This is a genomic window from Cupriavidus sp. WKF15 (assembly GCF_029278605.1).
Lineage (GTDB): Bacteria > Pseudomonadota > Gammaproteobacteria > Burkholderiales > Burkholderiaceae > Cupriavidus.
Genome location: NZ_CP119573.1, coordinates 2,121,700 through 2,140,057 on the forward strand (window position 1 = coordinate 2,121,700; position 18,358 = coordinate 2,140,057).

General features: G+C 67.4%; 17 protein-coding genes. 7 read left to right on the forward strand and 10 right to left on the reverse strand.

Translation table 11 applies throughout. The features are described 5' to 3' along the window. Positions 1–12: 12 nt before the first annotated feature. Positions 13–1,167, reverse strand: coding sequence for an efflux RND transporter periplasmic adaptor subunit (locus tag CupriaWKF_RS27030; RefSeq protein WP_276101500.1), 1,155 nt, complete (start codon positions 1,165–1,167; stop codon positions 13–15). Positions 1,168–1,953: 786 nt separating this feature from the next. Here CupriaWKF_RS27030 and CupriaWKF_RS27035 point away from each other — a divergent pair. The 7 genes from CupriaWKF_RS27035 to CupriaWKF_RS27065 all read left to right on the forward strand — a co-directional run bounded on the left by CupriaWKF_RS27035 (position 1,954) and on the right by CupriaWKF_RS27065 (position 10,486). Next, on the forward strand, positions 1,954–3,219 hold the full coding sequence (locus CupriaWKF_RS27035) for an IS256 family transposase (RefSeq protein ID WP_276097757.1): 1,266 nt from the start codon (positions 1,954–1,956) through the stop codon (positions 3,217–3,219). Between the two features lie 426 nt (positions 3,220–3,645). Continuing rightward, a complete protein-coding gene (locus tag CupriaWKF_RS27040; protein ID WP_276101501.1) occupies positions 3,646–5,973 on the forward strand; it encodes an FdhF/YdeP family oxidoreductase in 2,328 nt (775 codons plus the stop codon). 13 nt (positions 5,974–5,986) lie between these two features. Next, entirely contained in the window at positions 5,987–6,433 is a 447-nt protein-coding gene (locus tag CupriaWKF_RS27045; RefSeq protein WP_276101502.1) for a phosphate-starvation-inducible PsiE family protein, read from the forward strand. A 157-nt stretch (positions 6,434–6,590) separates the two neighbouring features. Continuing rightward, complete coding sequence (fdhD, locus tag CupriaWKF_RS27050) at positions 6,591–7,451, forward strand: formate dehydrogenase accessory sulfurtransferase FdhD (RefSeq protein WP_276101503.1); 861 nt, start codon at positions 6,591–6,593, stop codon at positions 7,449–7,451. Further along, on the forward strand, positions 7,445–8,674 hold the full coding sequence (locus CupriaWKF_RS27055; protein WP_276101504.1) for a molybdopterin molybdotransferase MoeA: 1,230 nt from the start codon (positions 7,445–7,447) through the stop codon (positions 8,672–8,674). The genes fdhD and CupriaWKF_RS27055 overlap by 7 nt, the downstream gene beginning before the upstream one ends. 76 nt (positions 8,675–8,750) lie before the next feature. Beyond that, on the forward strand, positions 8,751–10,190 hold the full coding sequence (locus CupriaWKF_RS27060; RefSeq protein WP_276101505.1) for a PLP-dependent aminotransferase family protein: 1,440 nt from the start codon (positions 8,751–8,753) through the stop codon (positions 10,188–10,190). Between the two features lie 5 nt (positions 10,191–10,195). Next, positions 10,196–10,486, forward strand: a complete 291-nt coding sequence (locus CupriaWKF_RS27065) for a helix-turn-helix domain-containing protein (RefSeq protein WP_276101506.1) — start codon at positions 10,196–10,198, stop codon at positions 10,484–10,486. A 12-nt stretch (positions 10,487–10,498) separates the two neighbouring features. Here the strand turns inward: CupriaWKF_RS27065 and moaA are convergent, their stop codons facing one another. The 9 genes from moaA to CupriaWKF_RS27110 form a co-directional block, all read right to left on the reverse strand. Beyond that, on the reverse strand, positions 10,499–11,587 hold the full coding sequence (gene moaA / locus CupriaWKF_RS27070) for a GTP 3',8-cyclase MoaA (RefSeq protein WP_276101507.1): 1,089 nt from the start codon (positions 11,585–11,587) through the stop codon (positions 10,499–10,501). Between the two features lie 118 nt (positions 11,588–11,705). Further along, entirely contained in the window at positions 11,706–12,515 is an 810-nt protein-coding gene (locus tag CupriaWKF_RS27075) for an HlyD family secretion protein (protein WP_276101508.1), read from the reverse strand. Then, positions 12,494–12,724: a DUF1656 domain-containing protein gene (locus CupriaWKF_RS27080; protein WP_276101509.1), complete on the reverse strand. Its 231-nt coding sequence runs from the start codon at positions 12,722–12,724 to the stop codon at positions 12,494–12,496. Before CupriaWKF_RS27080 ends, CupriaWKF_RS27075 begins: the two co-directional genes overlap by 22 nt. Beyond that, entirely contained in the window at positions 12,711–14,801 is a 2,091-nt protein-coding gene (locus CupriaWKF_RS27085; RefSeq protein WP_276101510.1) for an FUSC family protein, read from the reverse strand. The genes CupriaWKF_RS27080 and CupriaWKF_RS27085 overlap by 14 nt, the downstream gene beginning before the upstream one ends. 9 nt (positions 14,802–14,810) lie before the next feature. Next, on the reverse strand, positions 14,811–14,948 hold the full coding sequence (locus CupriaWKF_RS27090) for a DUF2474 domain-containing protein (protein WP_276101511.1): 138 nt from the start codon (positions 14,946–14,948) through the stop codon (positions 14,811–14,813). Beyond that, on the reverse strand, positions 14,948–15,955 hold the full coding sequence (gene cydB, locus CupriaWKF_RS27095; protein WP_276101512.1) for a cytochrome d ubiquinol oxidase subunit II: 1,008 nt from the start codon (positions 15,953–15,955) through the stop codon (positions 14,948–14,950). The genes CupriaWKF_RS27090 and cydB overlap by 1 nt, the downstream gene beginning before the upstream one ends. Before the next feature lie 13 nt (positions 15,956–15,968). Beyond that, the gene (locus CupriaWKF_RS27100) at positions 15,969–17,417 is read right to left on the reverse strand and encodes a cytochrome ubiquinol oxidase subunit I (protein ID WP_276101513.1); all 1,449 of its coding nucleotides are present in this window, start codon (positions 17,415–17,417) and stop codon (positions 15,969–15,971) included. 354 nt (positions 17,418–17,771) lie between these two features. Beyond that, complete coding sequence (locus CupriaWKF_RS27105) at positions 17,772–18,032, reverse strand: hypothetical protein (protein WP_276101514.1); 261 nt, start codon at positions 18,030–18,032, stop codon at positions 17,772–17,774. A gap of 44 nt (positions 18,033–18,076) precedes the next feature. Next, positions 18,077–18,337, reverse strand: a complete 261-nt coding sequence (locus CupriaWKF_RS27110) for a hypothetical protein (RefSeq protein WP_276101515.1) — start codon at positions 18,335–18,337, stop codon at positions 18,077–18,079. Positions 18,338–18,358: the final 21 nt, after the last annotated feature.

The following is an 18,358-nucleotide window of genomic DNA, read 5'->3' on the forward strand; positions in this document are numbered from 1 at the left end:
CTGGCGATGCCCTCAGGGCTTGGCCGCGACCGCGGACGATGCGCCCGACGCGGCGGCGGGCGGATTGCCGGCGCCGGCCTGGGCCACGCGGACCTTGGCGCCGGGCTTGACGAACTGCAGGCCCTCGACGATGACGCGGTCGCCGGCCTTGAGGCCGTCCGCCACCAGCCATTGGTCGCCGATCACGCGGTCGGTGCGGATCTGGCGCAGCTCCACCTCATCCTTGGCGTTGACGACCAGTGCCGTGGCCTGGCCCTTCAGGTCGCGCGTAACGCCCTGTTGCGGGACGAGCAGGCCATCCGCCTTCACGCCCTCGCGCAGGCGGGCGTGCACGAACATGCCGGGCAGCAGTTCATGGCGCGGATTGGGGAACACGGCTCGCAAGGTGACCGAGCCGGTGCCCTGGTCGACCGCGACCTCCGAGAACTCCAGCCGGCCGGTTTCCGGGTATCTGGTGCCGTCCTCCAGCACCAGGTTGACCTGGGCGGCGTTGGTGCCGGCGCTCTGCAGCGCGCCGTTGGCCAGCTCGCGGCGCAGGCGCAGCAGGGACGCGGAGGGCTGGGTCACGTCGACGTAGATAGGGTCAATTTGCTGGACCACCGACAGGGCTCCGGCCTGGCCGTTGGTCACCAGCGCGCCTTCGGTCACGCTGGAGCGGCCGATGCGGCCGGAAATCGGCGACAGCACCTTGGTATAGCGCAGGTTGATCTCGGCGCGGTCCACGGCTGCCTGCGCCTGCAGCCAGGCGGCCTTGGCTTCGTCATATTGTTGTTTGCTGACCGCTTCGTCGCCCACCAGGCGGCCGTACCGCTCAGCCAGCAGGCGCGCGGATTCCAGCGTCGCGCGCGCGCTCTTGTAGGTAGCGTCGTAGGTAGCCGGGTCGATCTGGTAGAGCTGCTGGCCTTGCGTCACGTCGCTGCCTTCCTTGAACAGCCGGCGCAGGATGATGCCATCCACCTGTGGGCGGACTTCAGCGATGCGGAAGGCCGAGGTGCGGCCCGGCAGTTCGGTATCCAGGGTGACGGGCGCGGTCTTGAGCGTGACGACGCTGACCTGGGGTGGGGGCGGGGCGGCGGCTTCTTTCTTGCCGCCGCATCCGGCGATCGTTGCGAGGGCGATGGCCAGCGCAACCGGAACCCGGGCGCGGCGGCCGCGTGATCGTTGCATTGCGATTTCCTGCGAAAAAATCATGCGAGTCATGTTGTCGGCGGCCAATTCCGATTGGCCGGTGCCGGTGCCGGTGCCGGAGCGGGGCAGGAGGCAAAGCAAGCGCCATGCCCGGGGCGGCTCCCGCGGTCGGCGCGGCAGGCCCCGCGAAAGCAGCAAGTCCTGCCGTGCCCGGCATAGCCGAGAAGTCTATCCCGACTCGGCAAAACGTTCCGGGCGATTATCGGGTTTCCATATTTCAGAATCTTTCAAGGGGGATTTGGGGGGCGGACTTTGGCGGGTAACCCACGGGTCATCCGTAGACGTCGGATCACCCGTTCGGGAGTGATTCTTCTCGCGAATGGGCGTGGTGATGATTGCGCTGTCGCTCTTGGCAGGCAAGAAGCGCGTCGCCTGGCGGCTGGCCATCGACGATACGCTTCTTGTGTTCAAGCGGCTTTGGTCTCGCGATGCGTGATCGCCGTTCGTACAGCGTTCCAATAGCGTCAGTGGTGGGACGCCTACGGCTGCGCTGCGCGCACGTCCTAGTCGGTGTGCGCGGGGCATCATCGTCGCCAGTGCCGACGGTTCGGTTTCTCTGCTTCGCTGCGGCGCGGTTTGCCTGCGGCCTGGGTGCTCAGACTAGGGCTCTGCGCGTAGCGCAGCCGAAGGCGATTACACGATGTCGGTTGCAGCAGGGACCACGGACAGTTTCGGGGCTCGTTCAATCAGCGCTCTAATCCTGGGACCTATCCGGAAATTTGTGTACGAGGCATATCATGAGAGGTAATGACCATGGATATGCCGATGAAGAAGAAACGTACGGTGGCGTCTCAGGCAGCGGCCCGCGGGCCGCTGCCTGCCTTGCCTGACGGCTTGCTTGATGAGTTGGTTAAAGGGCCGATGACGCCCGGCGAGGTCCAGGATCTGATGCTGGCGTTCAACAAGGCCATCATCGAGCGGGCGATGAGCGCCGAGATGAGCATGCATTTGGGCTACAAGCCAGGCGAGCCCAAGCCGGCCGAGCAGTCCAATGCGCGTAACGGTCTGAGCGGCAAGACCGTGATCACCGACCGCGGCCCGGTGCGGGTCGAACTGCCACGCGACCGCGATGGCAGTTTCGATCCGGTTCTGATCCCGAAGCACGAACGGCGCTTTACCGGCTTCGATGAGCGCATTATCGCCATGTACGCGCGCGGCATGAGCGTGCGCGAGATCCAGGCGTTTCTGGCCGAGAGCTACGGCACCGAAGTCTCCCCGGACTTCATCAGCTCGGTCACCGACGAGGTCATGGCCGAGACCATCGCCTGGCAGAACCGTCCGCTTGAGGCCATGTACCCGGTCGTGTTCTTCGACGCGTTGCGGGTCAAGATCCGCAGTGACGGCATCGTCAGCAATAAGGCCGTGTATCTGGCATTGGGAATCCAGGCAGATGGCCAGCGCGACGTGCTGGGCCTGTGGGTCGAGCAGACCGAAGGCGCCAAGTTCTGGCTCAAGGTCTTCAATGAACTCAAGAACCGAGGCTGCCAGGACATCCTGATCGCAGTGGTCGACGGCCTCAAGGGGTTGACGGAGGCCGTTGCCACGGCCTATCCCCGCACGACGGTGCAGACCTGCATTGTGCATTTGATCCGCAACAGCCTGGAATACGCCAACTATAAGGACCGCAAGGTGCTGGCACAGGCGCTGCGTCCGATCTACAGCGCGGCCAGCGAACAAGAGGCCGGGCAGGCGCTGCAGGACTTCGCCGACGGCCCGTGGGGAGCCAAGTACCCGATGATCGTGCAGTCGTGGCGACGCGCCTGGGAGCACGTCATACCGTTCTTCGTGTTCCCGCCCGACATCCGGCGTGTGATCTACACCACGAATGCCATTGAGAGCTTGAACATGCAGTTGCGCAAGATCATCAAGACCCGGGGCCACTTCCCTTCGGATGAAGCTGCGATCAAGTTGCTGTGGCTGGCGCTGCGCAACGTGCTGACCAAGTCCGTTCGCACGACCTATGACTGGAAGTCCGCCATGAATCAGTTTGCTATTCTGTATGGCGAGCGATTTACTGCCGCTCGAAGCTGACAGAATTCAAAACCGCCTCGCACACAAAAATACGGACAGGCCCTAATCCTGCCCACGGACGTGCACCACGCGGCAGGCAGCCGGGCACACTCTGAAGCCCATACCCGTACAACACCCGCAGCACACTACGATCAATATTCGCCCGCTAGGGCAAGTCAACGCGCTTTTTGGTTACTTTTTGTCGCTCGGACAAAAAGTGACTCGCCGGCTACGCCGGCGAAACAGCGGCGCCCGCCAAGAGCGACACCCCTCTCATCACCCATATCGGGCGACGAATCCCTTAGACCCAAACTGTGCTCCCAGGCTGTACTCCCGTCTGTACGCACCGGCAAAGCCTCCCCAAACCTAATCTGACGTCACAGGAGGGCCAACCCAAATGCCCTGCATTCCGGCCCTCCGCAGCCCCCGCCACAGAGGATGCACCCCATGAGCTCTCCGACGCCCGAGAAGGGCCACATCGCCCCCTACACCCACTCCGCCGCCGGCTGGGGTGCCCTGAAGTACGTTGCCATCAACCTCGTCAAGGAGAAGGTTGCCGGTGGCAAGTACAAGATGCTGTTCAAGCAGAACCAGGCCGATGGCTTCGACTGCCCCGGTTGCGCATGGCCGGACCGCCAGCACGCTTCGACCTTCGAATTCTGCGAGAACGGCGTGAAGGCCGTCGCGGCGGAAGCAACCAGCATGCGCGTGACGCCGGAATTCTTCGCCCAGCATACGGTCACCTCGCTGCTGGAGCAGACGGACTATGAACTGGAACAGCACGGCCGCCTTACGCACCCGATGGTGTACGACGCGCAGACCGACAAGTACCGCGCCATTGCCTGGGATGAAGCGTTTGCCTTGATCGCCCGCCACCTGCGCGCACTGCCGGATCCGAACCAGGCCGCGTTCTATACCTCGGGCCGCGCCAGCAACGAAGCCGCGTTCCTGTACCAGCTGTTCGTGCGCGCCTACGGCACCAACAATTTCCCCGACTGTTCGAACATGTGCCACGAGGCCACCAGCCGCGGCCTGCCCAAGACGATTGGCGTGGGCAAGGCCACGGTGACGCTGGATGACTTCGAACACGCCGACACCATCCTGTCTTTCGGCCACAATGCCGCCACCAACCACCCACGCATGCTCGGCGAGCTGCGCGAGTGCGTGCGGCGCGGCGCCACCATCGTCTCGATCAACCCGCTGCGCGAACGCGGGCTGGAGCGCTTTACCAGCCCGCAGCACCCGGTGGAGATGCTGACCGGTTCCAGCACGAAGATCGCGTCGATGTTCGTCCAGCCGAAGCTTGGCGGGGATTTCGCGCTGATCAAGGGCGTGGCCAAGCGGTTGGTCGAACTGGACGACGAGGCGGTGAAGCACGGCCAGGCGCGCCTGATCGATGTCGATTTCGTGCGCGAGCACACCATCGGCTTCGGCGCGTTTGTCGATGACCTGCGCGCGGAAAGCTGGGCGGACATCGTGGCGGAATCGGGCGTGTCGCTGCCGGACATCGATGCGCTGACGCGCGTCTATGCGCGCGGCCAGCGCGTGATCGCGTGCTGGGGCATGGGCCTCACGCAACACAAGCATTCGGTGCCGACCGTGCAGATCCTGTCGAACCTGATGATGATGCGCGGAAACATCGGACGCCCCGGTGCGGGGCTGCTGCCGGTGCGCGGCCATTCGAACGTGCAGGGCGACCGCACAGTCGGCATCGAGGAGAAGCCGGACGACGCGTTCCTGGACCGCCTCAAGGCCGTCTTCGATTTCGAGCCGCCGCGCAAGCACGGGTACGACGTGGTGGAAACCATCGAGGCGATGCTGGAGGGCAAGGTCAAGGTCTTCATCGGCCTGGGCGGCAATTTCTCCACGGCGACACCGGATACGCCGCGTACGCACGAGGGCCTGCGCCAGTGCGCGCTGACCGTGAACATCGCCACCAAGCTCAACCGCAGCCACCTGGTGCATGGCAAGGAATCGCTGATCCTGCCGACGCTGGGCCGTACCGAGATCGACGAGCAGGACGGCGTGGCCCAGGGCGTGAGCGTCGAGGACTCCGTCTGCATGGTGCATATCTCGTTCGGCATGAACAAGCCGGCCTCCCCGTACCTGCTGTCCGAAACCGCGATCGTCGCGCGCATGGCGGCGGCGACGCTCGGCTCGGAAAAGATCGACTGGCTGTGGTACGCGCAGGACTATGCGCGCATCCGCGACGCGATCGAGCAGGTCATCGACGGCTTCGAGAACTACAACGAGCGCATCGCCGTGCCGGGCGGCTTCCACCTGACGCCCGGCGCATGCAACCGCGTCTGGGAGACCCCGTCCGGCAAGGCGCAGTTCCTGGTCCATGCGATCGACAAGGACACCCCCATCCACCGTGCGCGCGAGCAGTATGGCGACCAGCTGCTGGTGCTGATGACCACACGCTCCCATGACCAGTACAACACCACGATCTACGGTCTGGACGACCGCTATCGCGGCGTGTTCGGCCTGCGCCGGGTGGTCTTCATCAGCGCGGCCGACCTGGCGCGGCTGGGCCTCAAGGCCGGCCAGCGGGTGGATATCACCAGCGTCTGGGGCGACGGCGTGCAACGCCGGGTCGAGGACTTCGAGCTGGTCGAGTACGACATTCCGGAGGGTTGCGTGGGCGCGTACTACCCGGAGACCAATCCGCTGGTGCCGCTCGAAAGCGTCGGCGACGGCTGCGGCACGCCCACGTCCAAGTCGGTGCCCGTGCTGCTGACGCTGTCTGCCCACCAGACGGCGGCAGCTGCCTGACGACGATCCGGCTATGAGTACCAACCGGATCCCGGGCTCGCGCCCCCGGCCAGGCGCTGTGCGCGCGCGCCTCGAATCCTTCCTTGGCGTGGTGGAACTGGCTGGCCTGGTCGTGATCGGCCTGGCCACGACGTTCGCCATGGCCGAGGAGGGCTGGAAGGTCGCCGGCATGGGCAAGGTCTCGCTGACCGACCTGCTGCTGATGTTCCTGTACCTGGAGGTGCTGGCCATGGTCGGGCGCTACCTGAAGCTGGGCCAGCTGCCGGTGCGCTTCCCGCTGTATATCGCCATGGTGTCGCTCGCGCGCGACCTGATCCTGCGCTTCAATGAGTCGACCGAATTCCACATGCTGGCCCTGTGCGGCGGCGTGGTCATGCTGGCCTGCGGCGTGCTGATCCTGCGCTACGGGCAATACCGCTTCCCCAGCAACGACGACGGCGAGAACGGCGCCGGCGAGTGAGCCGCGGCGCCGGCGCGCATCTGTAGATGCCGCGCGGCGGCGCAACTGTATGCCTCGCATGCGGTGGCCGCTGCCTACCATTGCTGCAACCGCTTCCCACAATATTCCCGCGGCGCCGGCCCGGTACCGGCGCGCGATCGATCTTCGCGAGGTCCCCATGGATTGCACCGAACTGGTTGAACACCACGGCTATGCCGCACGCAGCGTCGTGCGGCACAAGGACGGCGCGCCGCAAGCCGCCGTCGACAACGTGGCCGAAGAGCTTCCAGTGGCGCTCGTGTACAACGGCATCTCGCACGCCGTGATGATGGCGACACCGCTTGATCTCGAGGCCTTTGCGGTGGGCTTTTCCCTGACCGAGGGCATCGTCAGCCGCAACGAGCAGATCCACGACCTCGAAGTGCGGGTGCACGCGCATAGCGCCGAAGTCCAGCTCCAGATCGGCGAGCAGGCGTTTGCCGCCATGAAGGCGCGGCGGCGCGCCCTCGCGGGCCGCACGGGCTGCGGCGTCTGCGGCATCGAGAGCCTTGAACTGCTCGACCTGGAGCCCGCGCCCATGCGCGCGCCGGCCAGGCGGCTGCAGCCGACGCGCGAGATGATCGCGCGCGCGGCGGCGGCGCTGCCGTCGCACCAGCGGCTCATGCGCGAGACCGGCGGCGTCCACGCGGCTGCCTGGTGCGATGCGCGCGGCGAGATCCTGCACGTGTTCGAGGATGTCGGCCGGCATAACGGCCTGGACAAGCTGATCGGCCACCTGGCGATGCAGCGCGTGGCGATGGACGACGGCTTCGTCTTCCTGTCGAGCCGCGCCAGCTACGAGCTGGTGCGCAAGGCCGCGCGCATGAATATCCAGATGCTGGCGACGATCTCCGCGCCGACTTCGCTGGCGATCCGCATTGCCGGGCGGGCCGGCCTGCGCCTGCTCAGCTTCTGCCGCAAGGACGGCTACGTCGACTATACGGACGCTGCCTGCGATACCGACGCCGAACGTGCCATGGCGGGAGCCCGGGCATGCTGAGCTTTGACGAGGCACAGCCGATCTTCGCGATGGCGGCGGAGCCGGTCCGCGAGACCGAAACGGTGTGGCTCGGGCTGCTGACCGGCCGCGTGCTCGCCCAGGACCTGGCCGCGGTGACCGATACCCCCGCAGCGGACCGCAGCGCGATGGACGGCTACGCCGTGCGCTGCGAGGACTGCCATGGCGACGCGTGCCTGCCGGTGCAGCAGGTGGTCTATGCCGGCACGCGGCCGCAGGCACTGCGTCCCGGACATGCCATCCGCATCTATACCGGCGGCGTGATCCCCCAGGGGGCCGATGCCGTGGTCGCGCAGGAGGATGCCGTGGAGAGCTATCGCGGCATGACCTGCCACCGCCCGCCCGTCGCGGGCCAGCATATCCGGCGCCAGGGCGAGGATGTCCGTCGCGGCGAGCTGTTGTTGCCCGCCGGCACGCTGATCGAGGCCGGTCATATCGCGGCGCTGGCGTCGCAAGGCCTGGTGCAGGTGCCGGTCTGGCGGCTGGTCGAGGTGGCGATCCTGACGTCGGGCGACGAAGTGGCCGCCCATGACGAGCCGCGCGACGTATACCAGGTGCACGACGTCAACGGCCCGATGCTCGAATCGCTGGTGCAGTCCATGGGCGCCGTGGTCCGCTGCCACCGGCATGTGCGCGACGATGAACGCGCACTGCACCATACGCTGCGCGAGCTGGCCGGCGATGCCGATCTCGTGCTCGTGACCGGCGGGGCCTCGGTCGGCCAGCGCGACCTCGTGGCCGCGGCGCTGGCCTCGGCCGGCGGCGAACTGCTTTGCCGTGGCGTCGACATGCGGCCCGGCAAGCCGGTGACGGTCGGGCGCCTGCGCGGCAAGCCGGTGGTGTGCCTGCCGGGCAATCCCGCCGCGGCCTATACCACCTTTGCGCTGCTGGTGACGCCGCTGCTGCGGCGGCTGCAGGGCCGGAGCCGGCTGTTCCCGCCGGTCAGCCGGGTCCGCGCGGCGCTGTCCGGGGCGCGCGTGCCGCCGTGCGACGCGTTCTGGCGCGTCGGCGAGGGCGGCGAGGGCGGCGAGGGCGGCTTCCCGGGCGGCCAGGAAAGCGTGGTCCGGGTCGCCACGCAGCAGGGCGCCGCCGCCGTGTCCGCGCTCGGTCAGGCCAGCGGTTTTGTGCGGGTCGGGCCGCAGAATACCGGTCCCCTCCACCATGTATCGCTGCCGTACTATGATCTCCATCGCTGGCTCAGTTGATGAGTGTGCGCAGGAGGAGCGGGCGATGGATCGCCCGGGAGCGCGGAACCGGAATCGCCAGCAAGGGGAGCGCGGCGTGAAACTGTATGAAAAACTGGCTGCCGACATCGAAGCGCTGGTGAAGCAGGGCGTGCTGCTGCCCGGCGAGCGGATTCCGTCCGTGCGTCAGGCCAGCCAGCACCATCGCATGAGCATCACCACGGTGATCCGCGCCTATGTGCTGCTGGAAAGCCGCGGTGTCATCGAAAGCCGGCCGCAATCCGGCTACTTCGTGCGCGCGCGGCCGGGCGAGCCGGCGGCCGAGCTGCAGCCGTCGCGGCCGAGCGCCAAGCCGTCCGCGGTGGATGTCAGCGCGCTGGTGCTGTCCACGCTGCGCTCGATCCGCTCGGACGATGCCGTGCCGCTGGGCTCGCCTTACCCCGATGCCTCGCTGTTCCCGTGGCAGCGCATCAACCAGTACGCCAACAATATCGCGCGCCGCTATGCCAAGTGGACCATGCTGGACGACCTGCCGCCCGGCAGTCCGGAGCTGATCCGCCAGATCTCGCGGCGATACCTGGAGAACGGCTACGCGGTCAACCCGAACGAGCTGATCGTCACCATCGGCGCGACCGAGGCGATCAACCTGTGCCTGCAGGCCGTGGCCAGGCCCGGCGACACGATTGCGGTGGAGTCCCCGACCTACTACGCGATGCTCCATGCGATCGAGCGGCTGGGCATGCGCGCGATCGAAGTGGCGACCGACCCGGTCGAAGGCATCGACATCGACGCGCTGGCGCGGCTGATCGACGAGAAGGACGTCGCGGCCTGCATGGTGATGCCCAATTTCCAGAATCCGCTTGGCTTCCAGATGTCGGACGAGAAGAAGCGCACGCTGGTGACAATGCTGACCGCCAATGACATTCCCGTCATCGAGAACGATGTCTATGGCGAGCTTTACTACGGCGAATCGCATCCCAGCTCGCTCAAGGCCTTTGACACGGCCGGCATCGTGCTGCACTGCTCGTCATTTTCCAAGACGCTGACCAATGCCTACCGTATCGGCTGGGCGCTGCCGGGCCGCTATCGCGGCGCGGTCGAGCGCCTCAAGTTCCTGAATACGCTGACGACTCCGGCCATCCCGCAACTGGCGATTGCCGAGTTCCTCAAGAACGACGGCTATGACTTCCACCTGCGGCGCGTGCGCAAGGCCTACGCGCAGCAGGCCAATATCATGGCCGCGGCGGTGCGGCGGTTCTTCCCGGAGGGCACGACCACGTCGCGGCCCGCCGGGGGCTATGTGCTGTGGGTGCAGCTTCCGGACGGCATCGATGCCATGGAGATGTACCACGCGGCGCTGGAGCACCGCATCACGGTCGCGCCGGGGCATATGTTCTCGCCCGCGGCAACGTACCGGAATTGCATTCGCCTCAACTACAGCGCGGAATGGTCGTCCGGCATCGAGACCGCCGTGCAGACCCTCGGGAAGATCGCGCAGCATCTGCTGGCGCAACGGCCGGGGGCATGCGGACCGTGACGAATATGACCGACGAAAGGAAAAGGGCCGGAGACGGCGAGGATATCGATCCGGCCATCGTTGACGTGCTGCTGGTGCTGAGGGAGGCCGCAATCGGCGAAGGCCGCGGCCCCTGGTCGCTCGCCAAGCTTGCCAAGCGCGCGCAGTTGCCGATGAGTGTGCTGCGCCGCGTACTGACGCAGCTTCAGTCGGCGGGGCTGGCCGAGGTCAGCATCGAAGAAGATGGCCGTGGCCATGCCAGCCTGACCCAGGAGGGCACGGACCTGGCCGCGCAGCTGTTTTCCGACCCTGCCTGAGCCGGGCCCGGATCAGCCGCCAACCAGGGACATGCGCACCGTCGGGTAGTGTCGCTTGCCGCTGGCGCGCCGTTCCTCGCGCAGTTCGGAATAGCGATCACCGCGTGCTTGCCATGCCTTGCGGACCGCATCGGCGACGGCTTCGGCCGGACGGCTTGTGGCCAGGTGGGAGCGCAGGTCCACCGATTGCGTGGCAAACAGGCAAAGGAAAAGGCGGCCATCGACCGACACGCGTGCGCGCGTGCAGTCGCCGCAGAACGGGTGCGACACGCTGGAAATGAAGCCGAGCCTAAGGCTGCCGTCGGCGAGCAGGTAGTTGCTCGATGTCTCGCTGGCGCGCCGGACCACAGGAACCAGCGCATGCGCGCGCTCGACCATCGCGCGGAGCTCGTCGGACGGCACCACCCGGGACTGAGACCACGCACTCGGGCCTTCCACATCCATGTATTCGATGAAGCGCAGCGTCACGCCGCTGCCGCGAAAGTATGCAACTAGCGGCAGCACTTGCGCGTCATTGGTGCCGCGCTCCACCACACAGTTGACCTTGACCGGGGCCAGGCCCGCCGCGACCGCGGCTTCGATGCCTTCGAGCACGCGGCCGACCGGGAAATCGACATCGTTCATGGCGCGGAAGGTGCGGTCGTCCAGGCTGTCCAGGCTGACCGTCACGCGGCCCAGGCCCGCGTCGCGCAGCGAGCGCGCCTTGCGCGCCAGCAGGCTGCCGTTGGTGGTCATGGCTACTTCCACCTGCCGGCCTTCGGGCGTGCGCAGAGAGGCAATGCCTTCCACTATTGACTCGATCCCCTTGCGCAGCAGCGGCTCGCCACCCGTCAGGCGCACCTTCTCTACGCCAAGGCTGACGAAGCCGCGAGCGATGTCGAGCAGTTCCTTGTCCGACAGCCGTTGTGCTGGCGTCAGGAACGGGTAGTCGCGCCCGAAGCGCGCCTTGGGCATGCAGTAGGTGCAGCGGAAGTTGCATTGATCGATCACCGACAGGCGCAGATCCTTCAGCGGCCTGCCGAGCTGGTCACGGCAGGCGGCCCGTTCCGGGGCCGGTGGACGGCTGACTGCGGGCAAAGAGTGCATTGGCGCGGCTTGCATGGGGTTCTCCCGAGGGCGGTGGCGATCCATGCAGCCATGGTAGGGACGGAAGGCTGCGGGCAGAGGGCACAAATCGCCAGCGCCGGCAGCAGAACAGTTCGGCCGGGGCGCAGCGGCCTTACTCGCGCGGCGTCCGTATGCGGATCGTGGCGGTCTGGCCAGCGACGAGATGCGTGCCCGGCGGAACCTCGTCCAGCGCAATGCGGACCGGAATGCGTTGCGCAAGGCGCACCCAGTTGAAGGTCGGGTTGACGGTGGGGAGCAGGTTCGGCCCGCTGCCGCGGTCCTGGTCGTCGATGCCCGGCGCGATGCTCAGGACGTGCCCGCGCAATGCCGTGCCCTGGCCCATGATGCGCACGTCGGCCACTGCGCCGACGCGGATCGCCGGCAGCTTGGTTTCCTCGAAATAGCCCTCCACGTACTGCGACCCGCTGGCCACCACCGACAGCGCCGGGCGGCCGCGGTTCACGAAGTCGCCGGCGCGGGGCAGGCGGTCCGCGACGTGACCGTCCACGGGGCTGGCCACGCGGCAGCGGGCCAGGTCGAGGCTGGCTGCCTCGGCCGCAGCGTCGGCCTGGTCGGCGCGCGCCTGCGCGGCGCTCATGTCCGCCTTGCCTGCATGGGCCAAGGCCGCGTGCGCAGCCGCCGCGGCGGCTTGCGCCTGCTTCAGCGCCACGCGGAAGCGCGCCTCGTCGACCACGAACAGTACCTGTCCGCGCTTTACGCGGGCGTTGTCGGTGACGAGCACCTCGGCAACCAGTCCCGAAACGTCGGGCGCAACCTGCACCACGTCGGCACGGACCCGGCCGTCGCGCGTCCACGGCGCGCCGGTGTAGTACTGCCACAGGTGCCATGCCGTCAGCGCAGCCGCCGCCACGAAGATCAGCGTCACGGCGACGGGGATGATCAGCGAAAACTTGCGATGCATGATGGAACCTCCCAGACAAACGCGACCATCGTGCCCAGCACGAGGATGTAGAGCGAGAAATTGAACAGCGACCGGTGCCACACGAAGCGGTAGAGGCCAAGGCGGTCGAGCACCGCGCGCATGCCGGCGGTGACGGCGAATGCGGCCAGCATCCAGACCAGCGTGGCTGGTACGAACACGCCGTACACATTGAATTCAGTGGCGTGCATGGGACTCTCCATCGGTCGGGGCACGGGGCGGATACAGTGCCAGGCGCACGCTGGCGAGTGCTGCCAGCGCGGCGCGCGGGTAGCTGCCCGACGGCTCGGCGAGCGCAGTCCAGGCCGCGTCGAGCCTGGCGGCCAGCGCGGGCGGCGGCGCGACTTCGTGGCCGGCATGCGAGCAGTGGCGGTAGTAGCGGGCAACGCCGGCCAGCGCCCGCTCGACGGCGCGGCGGCGCGCGGCAGGCAGGTCCACGCAGCCGCGCCGCAGGACGAGGGCGGCGGATTCGACCAGGAACGCCGCGACGCTGCCGCCGGTGCGATGCCGCCCGGCCACCGGCGGCCACTGCCGCAACAGGCGGTCGAGCATGCGGCCGCGCAGCCGCGCACTGTTGACCGGCGCGCGCGGGTGGGCCACCAGCGCGATGTCGCGCCAGTTGGCACGGGCCAGCCGGTAAGCCACGAGCTGGCGGCCGAATGGCTGCATCAGCGCGGCCCATAGTGCGGAGAAGCACAGCGCCGCCAGGCTGGCCAGGCTGCTGTTGAAGATGTCGGCAAAGTGCGCGGCACTGAACTGCGGCATGCCGGCGAACGACGCCGACGTGACCGCAAGCAGCACGCCGAACAGCGCGTAGCGCGATTGCGTCGTCAGCGCCCCGATGACGAGGTAGGGCCAGAACAGCAGCAGCGCCAGCGAACTGAAGTCATGGGCCAGCACCAGCACGACGAACTGGTAGTACCAGGCCAGCAGCGCACAGGCCACGCTCCACACCACCACGCGCCTGGCCATCAGCCGCGGCTGGTCGGCGGTGGCGATGAAGCAGCTTGCCAGCGCCGCCAGCCCGACGGGGCCGGCGCCGTCCACCCAGCCCGACGCCATCCACAGCAGGCCGGCGACCAGCGTCGCCGTGCCCGCGGTCATGGCGCGAAACAGGAGCCGCGCGTGGTCGTGGTGCCGGTCCTGTCCCGCGGGCTCGACGCGATAGCGGAGCACGGCGGGCTCGGCGCCGCCCGGTTGCAGGCTGGCCTGCAACAGGCGGCAGTCCTGCCACAGGTCGTCCAGTTCGTCGAGATACTCGCTGGCGGCTGCCACCAGCCGCGCATGCCAGCCCGCCGTGGCGGGCGGCGTCGAACTGGCCGGGCGGCAAACGCTCAGCGGGCGGCTGGCGCCGGGCGCGCCGCCAATCCACGCCACGGTAGCGCCCAGACGCTGTGCTACCGCATCGGGCAGGCCTTCCTGCGACTGACGCAGCGCGGCGACGGCATCGGCCAGCGCCAGCACGCGCGGCAGCAGCGCGGCCATCCGCTGGTGCAGCGCGCGGGCATGCCGCAGCGCTGGTGCGCCATCGGTTTCATAGGCGAGTTGTGCAAGCTGGGTTTCCATCGCGACGATGTCGGCGGCCAGCACGCTGAAGCTGTCATGGCGGCGCGCCGGGCTCACGCCGGCGCCGAGCATGTCCTGGATCCAGCGGGAAGCGTGCGACAGCCACGTGGACGCACGCGCCGCCAGCGCGGGCCGCGTGCGGACGGGAAACACCACGGCGCTGACCACGCTGGCGCAGACAATGCCGATCACGATTTCCTCGATACGGGCCAGCGCGACCGCAAACACAGTCCCGGGCACGGTGACCGTGGGCAGCGCCACGATCGGCAGCGTGTACGCGGCCAGCAGGCAGATGTAGTTGCGCGGTGCCGGCTCCAGCAGGGACAGGTAGAGCAGTGTACCGGTCCAGCAGGCAATGGCCGCCATCAGCAGCACGGGCTCGTCGATCAGCAGCGGCACCAGCGCCACCGCGCACAAGGCGCCGAGCAGCGTGCCGGCCACGCGGTAGGTGCCCTTGGCGTAGGTGGCCCCGGCCAGCGGGCTGGATACCAGGTACACCGTGGCCAGGGCCCAGTACGGCCGCGGCAGCCCAAGCGCCAGGGCCGCGTACAGCGCGAGCATTGCGGCGCCGAACACCTTGAGCGAATGGATCCACGGTGCCAGGTCCGGCCGCGCGGCCCAGGCCGCCGCCAGGGCGCAAGCCGCGCCGCCGGTACGGCTGGCTGGCGGCCTGGCGCGGGTGGAAGTGCCGGATGCTGGCATGCCCCGCGCTCAGCTTGAAAGACCGGCCGCGCGCATCAGCAGCCGCATCAGGCAGGCAAAGACGAAGACCGTGCCGACGCCCGCCGCCCAGAGCGCCAGCAGCCAGCCCAGGCGGCTCGCCAGCGGCGATTTCATGATCCTGGCCATCAGTGGTACCCCTCGCCGCGACGGACCTTGCCGCGGAACACGTAGTAGGACCACGACGTGTACGCCAGGATGATGGGCACGATGAACAGGGTGCCGACCAGCGCGAAGCCCTGGCTCTGCGGCGGCGACGATGCGGCCCAGATCGAGATCGACGGCGGGATGATGTTGGGCCACACGCTGATCGCCAGGCCGGTGTAGCCCATGAAGACCATCAGCAGCGCGTACAGGAACGGGGCGACGTTCGGGCGCCCGTGCAGCGAGCGCTGGATGCCGACGGCCGCGCCCAGTACCAGCAGCGGCACGGGCAGGAAGAAGAACACATTGGGCAGCGCAAACCAGCGCGCGGCGATCCCGGGGTGCGTCAGCGGCGTCCAGATGCTCACCGCGGCGATCATCGCCACCATCACGCCGGTCAGCACGTTGGTCACGCGCAGCATGGTCCATTGCAGCCGGCCCTCCGTCTTCATGATGAGCCAGGTGACACCGAGGAAGGCGTAGGTAATGACGACCCCGACGCCGGTGAAGATCGGGAACGGTGCCAGCCAGTCGAGCGCGCCGCCGGTGTAGGTCGTGCCCTGCATGGCAATGCCATCAATATAGGCGCCAAGCGTCACACCCTGGAAGAACGCCGCGACGACCGAGCCCCACGTGAAGGCGGCGTCCCAGTACGGGCGGCTGCGGTCGCTGGCCTTGAAGCGGAACTCGAACGCCACGCCACGGAAGATCAGGCCCAGCAGCATCAGCATCAGCGGCAGGTAGAACGCGCTGAGGAGCACCGAATAGGCCAGCGGAAAGGCGCCGAGCAGCGCCGCGCCACCAAGCACCAGCCAGGTTTCGTTGCCGTCCCAGACCGGCGCGACGGTGTTCATCATCACGTCGCGGTCATGGCGATCGCCGACGAACGGAAACAGGATGCCGACGCCCAGGTCGAATCCGTCCATGATGACGTACATCATCACGCCGAAGAAGATCAGGCAGGCCCAGATGGCAGGAAGGTTGATACCCATATTGATCACCTGTTCAGGAGTTGCGGTGGCCGTGCGGGGCCATGGCGGTGCGTGCGGAGGCTGCGCTGACGGCGGCCGGAACGGTGCCGACGGTGCCGGGCCCATAGGGATTCGGATGGCCGTGCGCGTGCGTGTCGGCCACGGGGCCGGCGCTCGCCAGCTTGAGCATGTAGCGGATGCCCACGCCGAAGACGACGAAATAGACCACCACGAACAGCGCCAGCGACAGCGCGACCGGGGCGGCCGCGTGCGCCGACACGGCATCCGTCGTGCGCAGCAGGCCGTAGACCACCCACGGCTGGCGGCCGATCTCGGTCGTCATCCAGCCCGCCAGCAGTGCGATCAGGCCGGCCGGCCCCATCAGCACGGCGAAGCGCAGGAAGGCGCGCGACCGGTACACGACGCCGTTGCGGCGCAGCAGCCAGCCGAGCAGGCCGAACAGGATCATCAGCACGCCCAGGCCAACCATGGTGCGGAACGTGAAGAACAGCACCGTGGCGTTAGGCCGGTCGGCCTTGGGGAAGTCCTTCAGGCCGCGGATCTGGCCGTCCAGGGTGTGCGTGAGGATCAGACTGCCCAGGCGCGGGATCTCGATCGCATAGCGCGTCTCCTCGCGCTCCATGTCGGGAATGCCGAAGACGATCAGCGGAAAGCCATTCTTGTCGTCCTTTGCCGCGGTATTCCAGTGGCCCTCCAGCGCCGCGATCTTGGCGGGCTGGTATTCGAGCGTGTTCAGGCCATGGGCGTCGCCGACCACCGCCTGCAGCGGGGCCGAGATCAGGACCATCCACAGCGCCAGCGACAGCATCTTCTTCGCGGCCGGCACGGCGCGGCCATGCAACAGCTGCCAGGCTGACGCCGCGGCGACGAACAGGGCGGTCGACAGCAGCGCGGCAATCACCATATGCGCGAGGCGGTACGGGAACGACGGATTGAAGATCACGGCCAGCCAGTCGGTCGGCACCACCTTGCCGGCGACGATGGCGTAGCCCGCGGGCGTGTGCATCCAGCTGTTGGAGGCCAGGATCCACGTCGACGAGATCATGGTGCCGAGCGCCACCATCACTGTCGAGAAGAAGTGCAGCCCCGGCCCGACGCGGTTCCAGCCGAACAGCATCACGCCGAGGAAGCCCGCCTCCAGGAAGAACGCGGTCAGCACTTCGTAGGTCAGCAGGGGGCCGGTCACGCCGCCCGCGAACTGCGAGAAGAACGACCAGTTGGTGCCGAACTCATAGGCCATGACCAGGCCGGACACGACGCCCATGCCGAAGTTCAGGGCGAAGATCTTGACCCAGAACTGGTAGAGGGTGCGGTAGACCGTGTCCTTCGTGAGCAGCCAGCGCGCTTCCAGGAAACCGAGGAAGCACGCCAGGCCAATGGTGATGGCGGGAAAGAGTATGTGAAAGGAAACCGTGAATCCGAACTGGATTCTGGCGAGTTCCAGAGCTGTAAGTCCATGCATCGATGTGCTCTCCGTGGGGGTTGCCGCCGGCATGCTGGCGGTGCGCGCGACATTACGGAGAAGGGTAGGGAATACAGCCTGTGCGGGAGGGATACAGTTTTCGGGGAAGCGGTGAAGCTCAGTTCGGGCGAGGGTTGTCTTTGCCGGACTGGCAGCAACTTCGGGGCATTCCTCCCGCGCGTGAGCGGGGCTGCGTGCCTGGGGTCACATCGCGGCGCATGCCGGTACAGATGACGCCTGCGCGCAGGATCACAGTCCTGGGCTTGCGCCTCACAAGAACGAAGGACCGCCCAAGGGCGGTCCTTCGCGGGAGGCGGGGCGCCAGTGGGTGCCGGCGTCCGCGTTTCGCGTGGCTCAGTGCTGCAGGGCCTGCACGATGCCACCGATATTGTTGATGGTGTTCGTCATGCTCTTCAGGTCGACATTGGTGCGGGTCGAGGCATCGACCTGCGTGACCGGCGCGACGATGGTGTTCGGGCTGGCGAACGACACGCCCGAGCCGCCGGTGATGGCGTTGATGGCCGAATTCACGAAGACGCTGCCGCCGCGCACGGCGCCCATCTTGGCGTGGTCAAGGTCTTGTTCGAGCGGCAGGTTCTGGATGGTCAAGGACATGATGGTCTCCTGGGTAGGCTGGATTGCGCTGGTTGGGGGGTAAATCAGTGCTGCAGGGCCGCGACCATGCCGCCAACGTTGTTGATCGTGTTCGTCACGCTCTTCATGTCGACGTCGGTGCGGGTCGAGGCATCGACCTGCGTGACCGGAGCATAGATCGTGTTCGGGCTGGCGAACGAAACACCCGCGCCGTTGGCGATGGCGTTGACGCCGGAGTTCACGAAGATGCTGCCGCCGCGCACGGCGCCCATCTTGGCGTGGTCAAGGTCTTGTTCGAGCGGCAGGTTCTGGATGGTCAAGGACATGATGGTCTCCTGGGCAGGCTG

Excerpts from the sequence above, each read along its gene's own strand:
- CupriaWKF_RS27105 (WP_276101514.1), bottom strand. The coding sequence starts at position 18,032 with ATGTCCTTGACCATCCAGAACCTGCCGCTCGAACAAGACCTTGACCAC.
- fdhD (WP_276101503.1), top strand. The coding sequence starts at position 6,591 with ATGGATTGCACCGAACTGGTTGAACACCACGGCTATGCCGCACGCAGC.
- cydB (WP_276101512.1), bottom strand. The coding sequence starts at position 15,955 with ATGGGTATCAACCTTCCTGCCATCTGGGCCTGCCTGATCTTCTTCGGC.
- moaA (WP_276101507.1), bottom strand. The coding sequence starts at position 11,587 with ATGCAAGCCGCGCCAATGCACTCTTTGCCCGCAGTCAGCCGTCCACCG.
- CupriaWKF_RS27030 (WP_276101500.1), bottom strand. The coding sequence starts at position 1,167 with ATGCAACGATCACGCGGCCGCCGCGCCCGGGTTCCGGTTGCGCTGGCC.
- CupriaWKF_RS27080 (WP_276101509.1), bottom strand. The coding sequence starts at position 12,724 with ATGCACGCCACTGAATTCAATGTGTACGGCGTGTTCGTACCAGCCACG.
- CupriaWKF_RS27065 (WP_276101506.1), top strand. The coding sequence starts at position 10,196 with ATGACCGACGAAAGGAAAAGGGCCGGAGACGGCGAGGATATCGATCCG.
- CupriaWKF_RS27055 (WP_276101504.1), top strand. The coding sequence starts at position 7,445 with ATGCTGAGCTTTGACGAGGCACAGCCGATCTTCGCGATGGCGGCGGAG.
- CupriaWKF_RS27085 (WP_276101510.1), bottom strand. The coding sequence starts at position 14,801 with ATGCCAGCATCCGGCACTTCCACCCGCGCCAGGCCGCCAGCCAGCCGT.
- CupriaWKF_RS27100 (WP_276101513.1), bottom strand. The coding sequence starts at position 17,417 with ATGCATGGACTTACAGCTCTGGAACTCGCCAGAATCCAGTTCGGATTC.
- CupriaWKF_RS27045 (WP_276101502.1), top strand. The coding sequence starts at position 5,987 with ATGAGTACCAACCGGATCCCGGGCTCGCGCCCCCGGCCAGGCGCTGTG.
- CupriaWKF_RS27040 (WP_276101501.1), top strand. The coding sequence starts at position 3,646 with ATGAGCTCTCCGACGCCCGAGAAGGGCCACATCGCCCCCTACACCCAC.
- CupriaWKF_RS27035 (WP_276097757.1), top strand. The coding sequence starts at position 1,954 with ATGAAGAAGAAACGTACGGTGGCGTCTCAGGCAGCGGCCCGCGGGCCG.
- CupriaWKF_RS27075 (WP_276101508.1), bottom strand. The coding sequence starts at position 12,515 with ATGCATCGCAAGTTTTCGCTGATCATCCCCGTCGCCGTGACGCTGATC.
- CupriaWKF_RS27110 (WP_276101515.1), bottom strand. The coding sequence starts at position 18,337 with ATGTCCTTGACCATCCAGAACCTGCCGCTCGAACAAGACCTTGACCAC.
- CupriaWKF_RS27090 (WP_276101511.1), bottom strand. The coding sequence starts at position 14,948 with ATGGCCAGGATCATGAAATCGCCGCTGGCGAGCCGCCTGGGCTGGCTG.